The organism is Devosia lucknowensis, assembly GCF_900177655.1.
GTDB classification, from domain to species: domain Bacteria; phylum Pseudomonadota; class Alphaproteobacteria; order Rhizobiales; family Devosiaceae; genus Devosia; species Devosia lucknowensis.
The window spans coordinates 682,883-698,250 of record NZ_FXWK01000002.1 but is presented as its reverse complement, the minus strand read 5'-3'; the positions used below and the strand labels follow the sequence as shown (position 1 = coordinate 698,250).

At 65.1% G+C, this 15,368-nt stretch carries 8 protein-coding genes; 7 read left to right on the top strand and 1 reads right to left on the bottom strand.

Annotated features, from left to right (window positions below):
* Window positions 1-27: 27 nt before the first annotated feature.
* Window positions 28-1,110: a PAS domain-containing protein gene (locus CCK88_RS15715; protein ID WP_140049017.1), complete on the bottom strand. Its 1,083-nt coding sequence runs from the start codon at window positions 1,108-1,110 to the stop codon at window positions 28-30.
* A 158-nt stretch (window positions 1,111-1,268) separates the two neighbouring features.
* Here CCK88_RS15715 and CCK88_RS15710 point away from each other — a divergent pair, with 158 nt between their 5' ends.
* From CCK88_RS15710 to murJ, 7 genes are all read left to right on the top strand, one after another.
* Window positions 1,269-2,930, top strand: a complete 1,662-nt coding sequence (locus CCK88_RS15710) for a glycoside hydrolase family 43 protein (protein WP_086471515.1) — start codon at window positions 1,269-1,271, stop codon at window positions 2,928-2,930.
* Between the two features lie 145 nt (window positions 2,931-3,075).
* Entirely contained in the window at window positions 3,076-3,891 is an 816-nt protein-coding gene (locus CCK88_RS15705; RefSeq protein WP_086472003.1) for a DUF2189 domain-containing protein, read from the top strand.
* 101 nt (window positions 3,892-3,992) lie between these two features.
* The gene (locus CCK88_RS15700; RefSeq protein ID WP_086472002.1) at window positions 3,993-4,634 is read left to right on the top strand and encodes a dihydrofolate reductase family protein; all 642 of its coding nucleotides are present in this window, start codon (window positions 3,993-3,995) and stop codon (window positions 4,632-4,634) included.
* Window positions 4,635-4,868: 234 nt separating this feature from the next.
* Window positions 4,869-7,892: an autotransporter family protein gene (locus CCK88_RS18800; RefSeq protein WP_140049016.1), complete on the top strand. Its 3,024-nt coding sequence runs from the start codon at window positions 4,869-4,871 to the stop codon at window positions 7,890-7,892.
* Between the two features lie 159 nt (window positions 7,893-8,051).
* Window positions 8,052-10,766 (top strand): DNA mismatch repair protein MutS, encoded by a 2,715-nt coding sequence (mutS, locus tag CCK88_RS15690; protein ID WP_244557561.1) that lies wholly within the window; start codon window positions 8,052-8,054, stop codon window positions 10,764-10,766.
* Window positions 10,747-13,545 (top strand): [protein-PII] uridylyltransferase, encoded by a 2,799-nt coding sequence (locus tag CCK88_RS15685; RefSeq protein ID WP_086471513.1) that lies wholly within the window; start codon window positions 10,747-10,749, stop codon window positions 13,543-13,545. The genes mutS and CCK88_RS15685 overlap by 20 nt, the downstream gene beginning before the upstream one ends.
* Window positions 13,546-13,686: 141 nt before the next feature.
* On the top strand, window positions 13,687-15,249 hold the full coding sequence (gene murJ, locus CCK88_RS15680) for a murein biosynthesis integral membrane protein MurJ (protein ID WP_086471512.1): 1,563 nt from the start codon (window positions 13,687-13,689) through the stop codon (window positions 15,247-15,249).
* Window positions 15,250-15,368 lie beyond the last annotated feature (119 nt).

Genomic DNA, 15,368 nt, shown 5'->3' with positions numbered 1-15,368 from the left:
GAGGCGGCGGGTGGGCTGGGCCCTGCCCTATTCCCCATCCCGAGCCGGAATATCGACGATGAAAGCCGTTCCCTTGTTCAGGCGTTCGACGCGCAACGTCGCCCCGAGGTGGTCGATCTCGTGAAGAAGCATCTTCATGCCGAAGCCGCCGATGGCACGCGGGTCGAAATCCTCCGGCACGCCCCTGCCATCGTCGCGGATGGCCAGCTCGATGCCGCCCTTGTGGCGACGGGCGGTGACCGCGATGATGCCACCCTCATCCGGACCATAGGCATGTTTCTGGGCATTGGTGACCAGTTCGGACACGATCAGCGCGATGGGCGTCACCATTTCCTCGCCGATCTCGATGGAGTCGGACGAGGCGGCGACATTGGCGCGGCTGATATGATCGAGCTTTTCGCAGATCGACCCGATGATGTCGCCGATCTCGACCTTGGCATCGATATCGGCATGCTCGATGATGCGCTGGATCTCGACGATGGCCTGGATGCGGCTGAGCGCCCCTACCAGCGCGTTGCGGGCGGTGTCGTCGGTGAGGCTCGAAAGCTGCATGCGCAGCATCGCCTGGATCAGGGCGAGAGAGTTGCGCACCCGGTGCGTCATTTCCCGGGCCATGTGGTGGGTCCGCTCGGCCTGGTCGCGCAGCGCCTCGGTCTTGACGTCGAGGGCGTGTTTGAGATCGTCCTGGCGGTTGACGCGATCGGTCACGTCCACCTGGGTGGCGATGAAGTAGAGCAGGTCGCCGCGATCGTCGAGCATCGGCGCCATGTGGAGCTCGTTCCAGAAGGTCGAGCCATCCTTGCGGTAGTTGAGGATTTCGTGGCTGATCGTGGCCCGCGTGCGGATCGCTTCCCTGAGCGCCTTGCGGTCCGCGTCACGGGTCTCGGGCCCCTGCAGGAACCGGCAATTGCGCCCCAGCACCTCGTCCTCGCTATAGCCGACGAGCTTGAGGAAAGCGTCATTGACGAAGACCAGAGGGCAATCGGGCTCATAGGGATCGGCAATGGCGATGGGAACGGCACTGGATTCGACCGCATGCACGAAGGGCTGCAGTCGCATCTTGGATCGAACGTTCCTCCAGTAGGAAATCTCGCGGATCTGGTGGTCCAAGCGGCACGCTTCTTTCTGTGTTCACCCCTCACGCGGGGCGCGACACCTTCATTTTTCCGGAGGCTGGCACGGTGTCGGACCGGCCTCAAGCCATCCTGGCATCAATTTTCGACCGTAATAACGCATCTGGCGGCCGGTTGGTCGCATAGGAGGACCTCATGGCACAACTGACCAATCCGATATTGCCCGGCTTCAACCCCGATCCATCCATCCTGCGCGTCGGCGAGGACTATTACATCGCGACCTCGACCTTCGAGTGGTTCCCGGGTGTGCAAATCCACCATTCGAGGGACCTCGCCAACTGGGAGCTGATCACGAGGCCGCTGACGCGCAAGACCCAGCTCGACATGCGCGGCGATCCCGACAGTTGCGGCGTCTGGGCGCCGTGCCTGACGCATGACGGGGAAAAGTTCTGGCTCGTCTATACCGACGTCAAGCGCAAGGATGGCTCCTTCAAGGACGCGCACAACTACATCGTCTGGTCCGACACGATCGAGGGGCCCTGGTCCGACCCGGTCTATGTCAATTCCTCGGGCTTCGACCCCAGCCTCTTCCACGATGATGACGGCCGGAAATGGTTCGTCAACATGCTATGGGACCATAGGACCCGCCCGCTCAAGTTCGCCGGCATCGCGCTGCAGGAATTCGATCCCGCTGCCGGCAAGCTCGTGGGGCCGGTCAAGAACATCTACAAGGGCACCGATCTCAAGCTCGTTGAAGGCCCGCATATCTACAAACGCCAGGGTAAGGATGGCCAGGCCTGGTACTATCTGCTGACCGCCGAGGGCGGCACGGCCTATGACCATGCCTGCACCTTCGCGCGCTCGCGCAATCTCGATGGACCCTACGAGACCCATCCCGACAAGCATATCCTCACCTCCAAGGATGCGCCGCTGGCGGCCATCCAGCGCGGCGGCCACGGCGATATCGTCGAGACCCCCGAGGGCAAGACCTACCTCGTCCATCTCGGTGGCCGCCCGACCACCCAGGAACGCCGCTGCGTGCTGGGGCGCGAAACCTCGATCCAGGAGGCCTATTGGGGCGACGACGACTGGCTCTACGTCAAGAACGGCCCGGTGCCCTCCCTGCATGTCGAGGTGCCCGGTACGCGCGACGAGCAAAAGTACCGGGCCGAGCAACGCTACACGTTCGAGAACGGCCTGCCGCTCGACTTCCAGTGGCTGCGCACGCCCGATACCGACCGCATCTTCAAGACCGAAGGCGGCAAGCTGACCCTCTTCGGCCGCGAAAGCATCGGCTCGTGGTTCGAACAGGCGCTGGTCGCCCGACGGCAGCAGCATTTCTCCTATGACGCCGAGACCGTGGTCGATTTCACGGCCACCGACGAGCGCACCATGGCGGGACTGACGGCCTATTACAGCCGCTACAACTTCTTCTACCTCGCCGTGACCGCCCATTCCGACGGCCAGCGCGAACTTCTGCTGATGAGCTCGGAAATCTCCTGGCCCGACGGCAACCTGACCTTCCCTGCCTCCCCGGTTCAGATCCCCAATACCGGCAAGGTCAAGCTGGCGCTCACCATTCGCGGGCGCAAGCTGCAGTTCTTCTACGCGCTCGAGGGCCAGGAGCTGCAAAAGATCGGGCCGGTCTTCGACGCCTCGATCCTGTCGGACGAATGCGGCGGGCACCAGGCGCATGGCAGCTTCACCGGCGCCTTCGTCGGCGTCGCGGCGCACGATCTCAACGGCACCGCGAGCCCGGCGCATTTCGACTATTTCACCTACCGCCCGCAGCACGATGCCAGCGACCGGTACGAGCTCGAGACGCTGACGGCCGGCCGGCCCTATCTTAAAGGCTGATCACGATTTGCCGAACCGGGGGCGACATGTCCCCGGTTTTGCGCCTAGTATGACGCCATATGGTCGCAGTTTTCCTGCGTCTCGTGCTGGTCATGCGCTTTCGCAGAAGTCTGCGGCTCCGACGCAAAACGGAGGAGTGACGATCATGGCCCGCATGCACATCATGGCCGGCACCGGCGACAAGCTGGACATGCCGGTGATCCGCCAAATCACCATCGCCGATCTGGGTGACGCGCTGCGACGCGGCGCCGCCGACTTCTGGGCCAAGCCCAGCCACTACCTGCTGCTGGCCATCATCTATCCCATCGTCGGCATCGTGCTGACGGTGTGGATGAACGGCTGGCATTCATGGACCCTGCTCTACCCGCTGGTCGGTGGCTTCGCGCTGGTCGGACCCATCGCCGCCCTGCCCCTCTACGAGATTTCGGGCCGCCGCGAGCGCGGCGAAAATCCCACCTGGCGCGATGCCATGAGCGTGCTGCGCTCGCCCTCCATGGGCAGCATCCTGGCCGTCGGCGCAATGCTGTTCGTCCTCTTCACGCTGTGGATGACCAGCGCCCAGGCGCTTTATGAAAGCCTTTTCGGTCCTGCGCCGCCGCGCACGCTCGCAGCTCTCGCCGCTCAGGTCGCCAATGCCCCGGGCGGGATCACGCTGCTGGCGGTCGGTACGGGCCTTGGCGCCCTCTTCGCTATGGTCGTGCTCTGTACCACCGTCATCGCCTTCCCGCTGCTGCTCGATCGCGATGCCGGCGCCTATGTGGCGGTGGAAACCTCGTTCCGCGCCGTGCTCTACAATCGCGTGCCGCTTTTTGTGTGGGGCGTCATCGTCGGCGCCAGCATCTTCCTGGCGTCACTGCCCCTCTTCGTGGGCCTCGCGGTGGTGCTGCCGATCCTCGGACACGCGACCTGGCATCTTTATCGCAAGCTGGTGGAGCCAGCCTCGCACATCCGCCTGCCCTGAACGTCGAGCCGCAAGACCGGCCGCCATTTCCGGTGTAAGACAGGCATAACCTGGCCCGGCCTTCCCGGTCGGCGCCGCCTGCCGGTATGATGGAGCCCGCAATGGCCGTTCGCGTCGATCTCAACATTTCGCTCGATGGCTATGCCACGACCACCGACCAGACGCCCGAAAAGCCCTTCGGCGAGGATTGGGGGCGCCTGGTCAGCGCCTATACCGCCACCCGCACTTTTCGCCAGCGCGTATTCGGCAAGACCGACGGCAGCGGCACGACCGGCATGGACGACAAATACGCTACGGCCTATTTCGAAGCCGTGGGTGCCGAAATCATGGGTGCCGGCATGTTCGGCCTGCACAATTTTCCCGATGATTCCAATTGGCGTGGCTGGTGGGGCGATGCCCCGCCGTTCCATTGCCCGGTCTTCGTCCTCAGCCACACGGAGCGGGCGCCGATCCGTTTCGACAACGGCACGGTCTTTCACTTCCTCTCGGCCAGCCCCACCGAGGTGCTCGGCATGGCCAAGGCCGAAGCCGGTGACCAGGACGTCCGCATCGGTGGCGGGCCGACCACGGTGCGCACCTTTCTCAAGGCTGGTCTCGTCGATCGTCTCCATGTCGGTATAACGCCCATCATCCTAGGACAGGGCATTAATCTCTGGGACGATCTTCGCGGTCTCGAGGCAGGCTATACCGTGACCTCGGAAACCGCCGACACCGGTATCGTGCACCTGACGTTCGCCCGATAGGACTGACGGCCCTTAATCCTGCGTAACCGTTGACGCAGACCGCCTTGCGCTGCCCGCCGGCATTGCGCCGCTGCGCGCTTGCGCCTGCGCGGTCGACGCGTCTGGCCGTCATCTCATGTCAAAAACATTTGATCCCAACGGATTGGGTACGAAAGTGTACTGGCCCGACGGGTCATGTCTCCGTATTGCCTGCTTCAGCCGATTCCCGATCGGCGGGGCAAGCAGGAGACTATTGTGAAGCAAGGCGTGCTGACGGGCGTATCCGTGGTGGTTCTGTCGCTGGCGATGACGGCGGCCGGCGCAGCGGCAACATTTGTTGTCACCACGGCAGACGACACCGGCATCGGCAGCCTCAGACAGGCCCTGGCATCCGCCGCCAGTGCTGGCGGCAGCAATACCATCGTTTTCGACCCGGCGCTGTCGGGCCAGGTGATCACGATGACGTCGGCCTATGAGCCGATCAACGGCAACCTCACGATTGATGCTTCGGGTGTGGGTGTGACGGTCGACGGGGCCGGCCAATACCGTCCCTTCTTCATCAATAGCGGCAATGTGGCGATCCGGGGACTTGCCATCGAAAACGGCCTGGCGCAGGGCGGTGCAGGCGGCAATGGACTGAGCGCAGGTGCGGGCGGCGGCGGCGGTCTCGGGGCTGGCGGGGCGATTTTTGTTCGCACGGGCGCAGTGGTCGAACTCGATATGGTGAGCTTTGCCGATAACGCCGCCGCTGGAGGCGCAGGTGGCCAGACAGGTATTGGTCGCGGTGCGAATGGCGGCGGCGGTGGCATGGGCGGCAATGGCGGCAATGCCGCGGTGTTCAATGACAATGGCGTAGCAGGCGGTGGCGGCGGTGGCGGCGCCATGCCTGGCACCAATGGCCAGGATAGTAACGGACAACGGGGCGGCGCCGGTGGAGGCCCCAACGGCGGCTGGGGCGGAAGCGACGTGTTTTACGGCCCGCCCGGCGATGGTGGCGATCTCAGTGGCGGCGGCGGCAACGGGGCCGGCGCTGGGGCGGGCTCCATCGGCGGCTTCGGCGGCGGCGGTGGTGGCGGACAATTTCTGGCAACCTCGGGCGGCGACGGTGGCTTTGGTGGTGGCGGTGGAGGATCCAGTTACGATGTCGGCGCGGGCACCGGCGGCTTCGGGGGCGGCCAGGGTGGCTATGGATTCGCCCATGTCAATGGCGGCGGCATGGCCCAGTATCTGGGCTTTGGTGGCGGTAGCGGTGGCCAGGGGGCTGGCGGCGGTGGCGCCGCCTATGGCGGCGCGGTCTTCGTCCAGGACGGCGGTACGCTGGTTATCCGGGGTGATGGGCAAATGCTCGGCGGGACGGTCACCGGTGGTGCTGGCGGCAATGCCAATGCCACTGCGGGCCAGTCAGCCGGCACCGGTATTTTCCTGCAGGGCGCCCAGGTACAGTTCGCGCCCGGGACGGGCCAGGTGCAGCGCATCGACGCCACCATTGCCGATGATCACGGGCACATCTACCGCAACATCATCGGCCAGCAAATCGGCACCAGCCCGGGCGGGTCAGTCGTCAAGAGCGGCGACGGTCGGACGGTTCTCAATGCCGTCAACACCTACACGGGCACGACGCAGGTACAAGCTGGCACGCTGGAAATCGGGGCTGCGGGTTCGATTGTCGACAGTCTTGCACGGGTCACGGGGGGCATGCTCGAGGTCAAGGGCGCGGCAGGCACCGTCGTCGTCGACGGCGGCAGGCTGGGAGGCACCGGCGTGGTGCAGTCCGCGACTGTCAATGCGGGGGGAACACTCGCCGCCAACACCACGACTGGCATGGTGCGCATCGCACAGGACCTGGTTTTCACATCCGGCGGCATCTACGAGGTTCAGGTCGACCAGAATGGCAGCGGCAGCAAAATTGACGTCGACGGTACCGCGACGCTCGATCCGGCGGCGCGCCTCCGCGTTCTCGCGGCCAACGGCCTCGACGATGGCTCAACCTATGGAGACACCACCAGCTATCACATTCTTGCGGCTGCAAATGGCGTCAACGGCACGTTCAGTGCCGATGTCGACGAGAACTTCGCGTTCCTGCGGGCCGCGCTGCGCTACGACGCCAACAATGTCTATCTCGACCTGACCCGTTTTGCTGAGTTCAACACAGTGGCGGTCTCGTCTAACCAGTATGCTGCCGCGACGGCACTTTCGGCCTTCGACAATAACGATCCGGTCTTCCGGGCCGTGATGGGGCTGCCCGAGGGCGAGGCGCAGAGCGCCTTCGAAGCCATTTCGGCCGACGCCAATGCTGCGGCGCAGAATGTGCTGGTATCGACCTTCTCGCTGTTTTCCGATGCCCTTGGCGTCAAGCAGGCCGGCGAAGCCGGGACCGTCATGAGCTATGTGGACACGGGCGAAATCTCCGGTCCCGTGGGGGGCGCCGTCACCAGCGCTCCGCTTTCGGGTCTCTGGTTTGCTCCGATGGCCGGGCGCGGGACCATCGAGGCGGACGCCAATGGTCCCGGCGCGAATTGGGCAGCCGGTGGCATGAGCCTCGGATATCAGCACGGCACGACGCTGCTGGGCGGAGATGCCCAGTTCGGTATCGGCGCCGGTTATGTCTCGAGCACCTCATCGGTCGCGTCCCGCGCCTCGACCATGTCGGCCAATAGCGGCAGCGTGGGCCTTTACGGCGCCTGGGAAAGGGATGGGGTCTCGCTCTCGGCACAGGGCGCCTACAGCCTTGCGAACATCGAAAGCCAGCGCCAGATCACGATCGGCGCGCTCTCGCGCACGGCCACGGCCAATTATTGGTCACACAATCTGTCCGCTGGTGTCGAAGCGGCCTATGCCTTCGTCCTGACCGACGCGGCAACGATCAGCCCCCTTGTCGGCCTCGGTCTGGGCTGGAGTGGTCACAACGGCTACACCGAAACGGGCGCCGATACGCTTAACGCCACCATGGGCGCGGCAGGTCAGTGGACTGCAGAGACGGCTCTGGGCTTCGAGGTTTCCTACACGATCGAAGGCGAAACGGGTGACCTGGCTTTGACGGGCCGCGCGGCGTGGCTGCACAATTTCGCCGAGGCCGCCCCGCACACCGTGACGCTGGCCGGAGGCGGCAATGCCTTCACCGTTTCCGGGCCTGCGGCCGGTCGCGACAGGCTCGAGCTTGGTGCCGGCGCGACCTGGAAAACCGAGGACGGGCTGGCGATCTCCGGCAATTACACCGGCCGCTTCTTCGGCGGCCAGAATGCCCATGCGATCAAGCTCGGACTGAGCCAGAATTTCTGACGCCCTCGAAGGCCCGGCCGGATCACACGATCCGCCCGGGCCTTTCCACGACGCAAGCAGCTGGGCAAACTGCGTGGGGCCCGGTTGTCTTTTGCCAAGAAGCGCCTAAGGTCCGGGTTCGTTTTTTCCCGAACACGCCCCGGACTGTTCTTTCGCCCCATGGACCAGACCCCCTTCGAGGCCGAAGCCGGCGCCGTCACAGCGACGCTGACGCCGATGATGGCGCAATATTTCGAGATCAAGTCGGTCAATCCCGGCTATCTCCTGTTCTATCGCATGGGCGACTTCTACGAGCTGTTCTTCGAGGACGCCGAGATTGCCAGCGCGGCGCTGGGCATCGTCCTGACCAAGCGCGGCAAGCATCTGGGCGAGGATATCGGCATGTGTGGCGTGCCCATCCATGCCGCCAACGACTATCTCAACAAGCTGATCAAGCTCGGCCATCGCGTCGCCATCTGCGAGCAGGTGGAAGACCCGGCCGAAGCCAAGAAGCGCGGTTCCAAGTCGGTGGTGAAGCGCGAAGTGGTGCGCCTCGTCACACCCGGCACGCTGACCGAGGACGATCATCTCGACGCCCGTTCGGCCAATTACCTCGCGGCGCTGGCGATGGTGCGCCACGGCGATGCCGATTTTGCCCTTGCCTGGGCCGATATTTCGACCGGCGAGACCTTCGTGTCCGACCTGTCTGCCGAGCAGGTGCAGGACGAGCTGGCGCGCATCGCCCCGGCCGAGCTGCTGCTGCCCGACGCAGCGCGGCAGGCGCTGGTGGACAGGCATCTGTTCGCGCCGGCCTGGGCCAGCATCGCCACACCCATTCCGGCCGAGGCTGCCAGCAGCGAGACCGCCATGCCGCTGCTGCGCGCTGCCTTCCCCGGCGACCGTTTCGATCCGAGCGCCCTCAGCCGCGCCGGCCGGGCGGCGCTCGGGGCCCTTGTCGGCTATGTCGGGGAAAGCCAGAAGGGCCGGATGGCGCCGCTGCGCCCCCCGCAGAGCAATCCGGCCGAAACGGTGATGAGCATCGATGCCGCGACGCGCGCATCGCTGGAAATCCTTCTCACCCAGCGCGGCCAGACCAGGGGCTCGCTGCGCCAGTCCATCGATCTCACTGTCACCGCGCCCGGCGCCCGGTTGCTGGCCACACGCCTCGCCGCCCCCCTGCGCCAGGCCGCTGCCGTCAACGAGCGGCTCGATGCGGTGAGCCGGCTGGTCGACGATACGCTGCTGCGCGGCCGCCTGCGGCAGGAGCTGAAATCGGCCCCCGACCTTGCCCGGGCGCTGTCGCGACTGGCGCTGGAGCGGGGTGGCCCGCGCGACCTGGCCTGCATCGGCAAGGCGGTGGCGGCGGCGCTGACCATCTCGGCGCATCTGTCGCGCCAGCCCGACCTGCCGCCGGTGCTCGAGCGCCTGACCGCGACACTGGGCGCCGCACCGCAGGACCTCGCAAGCGAATTCGCGTCGGCCCTCGACGACGACCTGCCGCTCCTGGCGCGCGACGGCGGCTTCCTGCGCGCCGGATACGATGGCACGCTCGACGAGGAGCGGGCGCTGGGGCGCGAAACCCGCGCCGTGGTCGCCGCCCTCCAGGCGCGACTGATGGACGAAACCGATGTGCGCAGCCTCAAGATCAAGCACAACGGCGTCCTCGGCTTTTTCGTGGAAGTGCCCGCGACGCATGGGCAGAAGCTGCTCGAGGCGCCGCATCGCGAAACCTTCATCCACCGCCAGACCCTGGCCAATGCCATGCGGTTCACCACGACCGAGCTCGCCGAACTCGAAGGGCGCATCGCCCGGGCACAGGACGCGGCGCTCGAGATCGAGCTCGCCGTCTTCGCCCGCCTGCGCGCCCAAGCGCTGGCGCGAACCGCGGCCCTGCAGGGTCTCGCCGATGCGCTGGCCGAACTCGATGTCACCGCCGCTCTCGCAGAAGTGTCCGCCACGCGCGGCTATTGCCGCCCGACCATCGACGACAGCCTCCATTTCGCCATTTCCGGCGGGCGTCATCCGGTCGTGGAATTGATGGTCAAGGCCGAAGGCCACAGCTTTGTCGCCAATGACGCCGATCTCTCGGGCAGCGAGGATATCGGCGGCGGCTCGCTGTGGTTGGTGACCGGCCCCAATATGGGCGGTAAATCGACCTTCCTGCGCCAGAACGCCCTGATCGCCATTCTGGCGCAGATGGGGTGTTATGTGCCGGCGGACAGCGCCCATATCGGCGTCGTCGACCGCCTGTTCAGCCGCGTCGGGGCCTCCGATGATATCGCCCACGGCCGCTCGACCTTCATGGTCGAAATGGTGGAAACCGCAGCAATCCTCAATCGCGCCACGCGGCGTTCGCTGGTCGTGCTCGACGAGATCGGCCGCGGCACCGCAACGTTCGACGGCCTGTCCATCGCCTGGGCCGCCGTCGAGGCCCTGCATGAGACCACCGGGTGCCGGGCGCTGTTCGCCACGCATTTCCACGAGCTCACGAGCCTTGCCAAGACCCTCTCGCGCGTCGCCAACGTGACCATGAAGGTGCGCGAATGGGAAGGCGAGGTGGTCTTCCTCCACGAAGTGGGTCCGGGAGCAGCCGACCGCTCATACGGTATCCAGGTGGCGCGGCTGGCCGGCCTGCCCGAACCGGTCATTTCCAGGGCCAAGCAGGTGCTCGACGTGCTCGAGCAGCGCTCGGCGGGCACCGCCTCTTCCAGCCAGAAGGCCAGCGTGCTAGACGATCTGCCGCTTTTCGCGCACCAGCCCGCCCCGGCGCGCAAGGAGAAGGACGCTGTTTACGAAGCCCTTGATACACTGCGTCCGGACGAGTTGACGCCGCGCCAGGCAATCGACGCCCTCTACCAGCTGAAGAAAATTCGTGATGACGCTCGCCGAAACTGAGGCCCGGCCCAAAAAGCCGCAGTTCGTGCTGAAAACTGCCGATACGCTTGTTGCCGAATTCGATGCCCTCATCGGCGACGAACCGGCCCGATCGCCCGCGGCGCGCGCCGCCGTCCTGGCGCATGTGCGGCAGACCCTGGCCGAGGCGCGCAAGAGCGCCGAAGCCGAACTTCTGGCCAACAGCAAGGGCACCCGCTGCGCCCAGAACATCTGCGCCGCCGAAGACGAGATCATCACCGCGGTGCACCGCTTCGCGACGACTCGGGTCTATCGGCTGGACAACCCCTCCGGCGCCGAGGCCATCGCGCTTTCGGCGGTGGGCGGCTATGGCCGCGGCACGCTGGCGCCGGGCTCCGACATCGATCTCCTGTTCATCCTGCCCTACAAGCAGACCCCCTGGGGCGAACAGGTCACCGAATACATCCTCTACATGCTCTGGGACCTCGGGCAGAAGGTCGGCCACGCGGTGCGCTCGGTCGACGAATGCATCCGCATGGCGCGCGCCGACATGACCGTGCGCACCGCCACGCTCGAAGCCCGTTTCCTCACCGGCGACCGCGCGCTTTACGACAACCTCGTGCATCGCTTCGAAACCGAAGTCATGCCCCGCACCGGCCCCGAATTCATCGCCGCCAAGATGGCCGAGCGCGATGAACGCCACAAGCAGATGGGCAATACGCGCTACGTGGTCGAGCCCAACATCAAGGACGGCAAGGGTGGCCTGCGCGACCTCAACACGCTGTTCTGGATCGGGAAATATTTCTACCAGGTCAAGTCGAGCCACGACCTCGTCGCCAAGGGCGTGCTGAGCGAAGCCGAGAACCGGCTCTTTGCCCGCGCCGAGGATTTCCTCTGGGCCGTCCGCTGCCACCTGCATTTCATCACCGGCCGGGCCGACGAGAAACTGACCTTCGACGTGCAGCCCGAGATCGCGCATCGCATGGGCTATGCCGAGCGCCTCGGGATGCTGGGCGTCGAGCGCTTCATGAAGCGATACTTCCTTGTCGCCAAGGATGTGGGCGACCTTACCCGCATCATCTGCGCCAGCCTCGAATTCCATCATGCCAAGGACATGGATATCGTCGGCCGCGTGCTGGCGCCGTTCCGTTCGGGCAAGACCAGGATCAAGGGCGAAACAGCCTTCATCGTCGATACCGGACGCCTCAACATCGCGGCCCCTGATGTCTTCGAGAAGGACCCCGTCAACCTGATCCGGGCCTTCATGGTCGCCGGGCGCGAGGAACTGCTGTTCCACCCCGACGCCATCAAGCACATCCGTGACAGCCTGGCCCTGATCGACAACAAGCTGCGCAACGACCCCAAGGCCAATGCGCATTTCCTGACCATTCTCACCGACCCGACCTATGTCGAGCGCATCCTGCGGCAGATGAACGAGAGCGGGGTCCTGGGCAAGTTCGTGCCCGACTTCGGCAAGATTGTCGCCCTGATGCAGTTCAACATGTATCACCACTATACGGTCGATGAGCACCTGATCCGCTCGGTGGGTGTCATGGCCGAAATCGCCAATGGCGGCCTCAGGACGGAGCTGCCGCTCACCCACGAACTGCTGCCCCAGCTCAATGACACGCGGCTGCTCTATGTGGCGCTGTTCCTGCACGACGTGGCCAAGGGCCGTCCCGAGGACCATTCCGTCGCCGGCGCCCGCATCGCGCGCAAGCTCTGTCCGCGCTTCGGCCTCACCGAGGCGGAAACCGACACGGTCGCCTGGCTGATCGAATATCACCTGTTGATGAGCGAGATCGCGCAGGCCCGCGATATCCAGGACCCTGAAACCGCCAAGGCCTTCGCCGATGTCGTGCAATCGCCGCAGCGCCTGGCGCTGCTGATGATTCTGACCGCCTGCGATATTCGCGCCGTGGGTCCGGGCACCTGGACCGGCTGGAAGGGTTCGCTGCTGCGTGCCCTCTATTACGCGACCGAACCGCTGCTGTCGGGCGGGCATTCGCAGGTCAGCCATTCCGACCGCGTCGAGGAAGCGCGCCAGACTCTGGCGACGGCATTGTCGAGCTGGCCGGCCGAAGACGTCTCGGCCTATTCGGCGCGCCACTACGACCACTACTGGCTGCGGGCAGAACCGGAATTGCAGGTCGAGCATGCCCGGATGATCCGCAATGCCGATACCACCGACCAGGCCTTTGCCGGGGCGATCAAGGTCAAGGCGTTCGAGGGCATCACCGAAGTCAGCTTCTATACCCCCGACCATCCGCGCCTCCTTTCGCTGATCGCCGGTGCCTGCACCATGCAGGACGCCTCCATCATCGGGGCGCAGATCTTTTCCACCCGCGATGGCCGCGCCATCGATACGTTCCGCTTGCGGCGCGCCTTCACCTCCGACGAAGACGAAAAGGTGCGTGCCACCCGCATCGTCGATACGGTCAAGCAATTGCTGCAGGGCAAGCGTCAGGTGCTGATCGACCTGGGCAAGGAATCGCGCCACAACAAGCGCCTCCGGCCCTTCAGCCTGCCCGCACAGGTCTCGGTGTCCAATGCGATTTCCGAGAAGTTCACGGTGATCGAGGTTTCCGGTCTCGACCGCATCGGTCTGCTCTATGCATTGACCCGCGAAATTTCCGACCTGAGCCTTACCATCGGCTCGGCCCATATCGGCACCTATGGCGAAAAGGCGGTCGACGTCTTCTACGTCACCGACCTCACGGGCCAGAAGATCCACGTCAAGGCGCGCCAGAAGAAGATCCACGACGCGCTGATGGGAGTCTTCAAGCGGCCGGTCGAGGACAAAAAGGTGGCCAATGGATGAGGGCCTTATAGTCCTCTCCTCGTCGGGGAGAGGTGGCTCGATCGAAGATCGAGTCGTTGAGGGGGAGCCCTCCACTCTCGTCGAAGCATCCCCCTCATCCGGCGCTATGCGCCACCTTCTCCCCGAGGGGGAGAAGAACAAGTGAGTCTCTTCCGCAATTTCGTGTCGGTGGGGGCACTGACCCTGGTCAGCCGTGTCGCCGGCTTTGCGCGCGATGCGCTGATGGCGGCGGTGCTCGGCACCGGGCCGGCGGCCGACGCCTTTTTTGCGGCATTCCGCTTCCCCAACCTTTTCCGGCGTCTCTTCGCCGAAGGGGCGTTCAACACCGCCTTCGTGCCCATGTTCTCCGGCGCGCTCGAGCGCGAGGGTGAGGACGGCGCCAAGCTGCTGGCGGCACGGATCATGAGCTGGCTGGTGGTGATGCTGGTCATCGTCACCGTGCTCGCCGAAATCTTCATGCCGCAGATCATGTTGGCCTTCGTGCCGGGCTTCGTCGACGACAAGGAAAAGTTCGACCTGACCGTGCTTTTGACGCGGATCATGTTTCCCTATCTCGCCTGCATGTCCGTGATGGCCGCCTATGGCGCCATTCTCAATACGCTGGGTCGGTTTTTCGCGGCCGCCTTCGCGCCGGTGCTGCTCAACATCGTCAACATCGCCATGCTCGTTCCGCTGGCGACCTTCTGGGTGCAGGATCCGGCCAGCGCCACGGTCTGGGTGGCCATTGCCACCATGGGCGGCGGCATCGCCCAGCTCGTGCTGGTCTGGATGGCGATCGAACGGGCGGGCTTCAGGCCGCAATTCCGCCTGCCGCGTCTCGATGCCGAAGTCCGGCGCTTCTGGGTGCTGGCGGTACCGGCAATCCTTGCCGGTGGCATTACCCAGATCAACATCTTTGTGGGCACCATCATCGCTTCGGGCGCCGACAATGCCATCTCGGTCCTGTCCTATGCGGACCGGCTTTACCAATTGCCACTGGGCATCATCGGCATCGCCATCGGCACGGTGCTGCTGCCCGAACTGAGCCGGCACCTGAAAGGCGGGCGCGAGACCGAGGCCCGACAGAGCCAGGATCAGGCGCTGTTCGTATCCATGCTGCTGACCATGCCTGCCGCGGTGGCGCTGGTGGCCCTGGCCGAGCCTATCGTGCGGGTCCTCTTCGAGCGCGGCGCCTTCGACGTGCTGGCCACGCGACAGACTGCCGAGGCGCTGATCGCCTTTTCCGCAGGCCTGCCTGCCTATGTTCTTATCCGCGTTCTGCAGCCGGGCTTTTTCGCCCGCGAGGACACCCTGACCCCGACGATCTTTGCGGGGGTGAGCGTTGCCGCCAACATCGCGATCTCGCTCTGGCTGTTTCCCAGCCTTCTGCATGTCGGCATTGCCATCGCCACGGCTGCATCGTCATGGCTCAACGTCGTCATGCTGGCCGGGGCGCTGGCGCTGCGCGGTCACTTCCGGCTGACGGCGTCGCAATGGCGGGCGCAGCTCTCGATCCTTCTCGTCAGTGCGGTCATGGGCGGCGTGCTGTGGCTCCTGGCCGACCGCGGAGCCGCTCATCTGCTCAGCGGCGTGCCGCTCTGGCGCCAGGCAGGTGTCCTGGCCACCCTCGTGGTCTTCGGCACCGTGGTCTATTTCACCCTGATCCACGTCTCCGGCACGCAGAACCTGCGGCGGCTGCTCGGGCGGCTCAGGCGGCGCGGTTAGTATTTCCACGAACAGGTCATTCTGGATCAATCGCTGCACTTGAGCGATTGATCCTGCGGACCGGCTCGAAGGATGACATCGGGTAGGATCGGAGATAAGTGTTCGTCTGCAACGACACA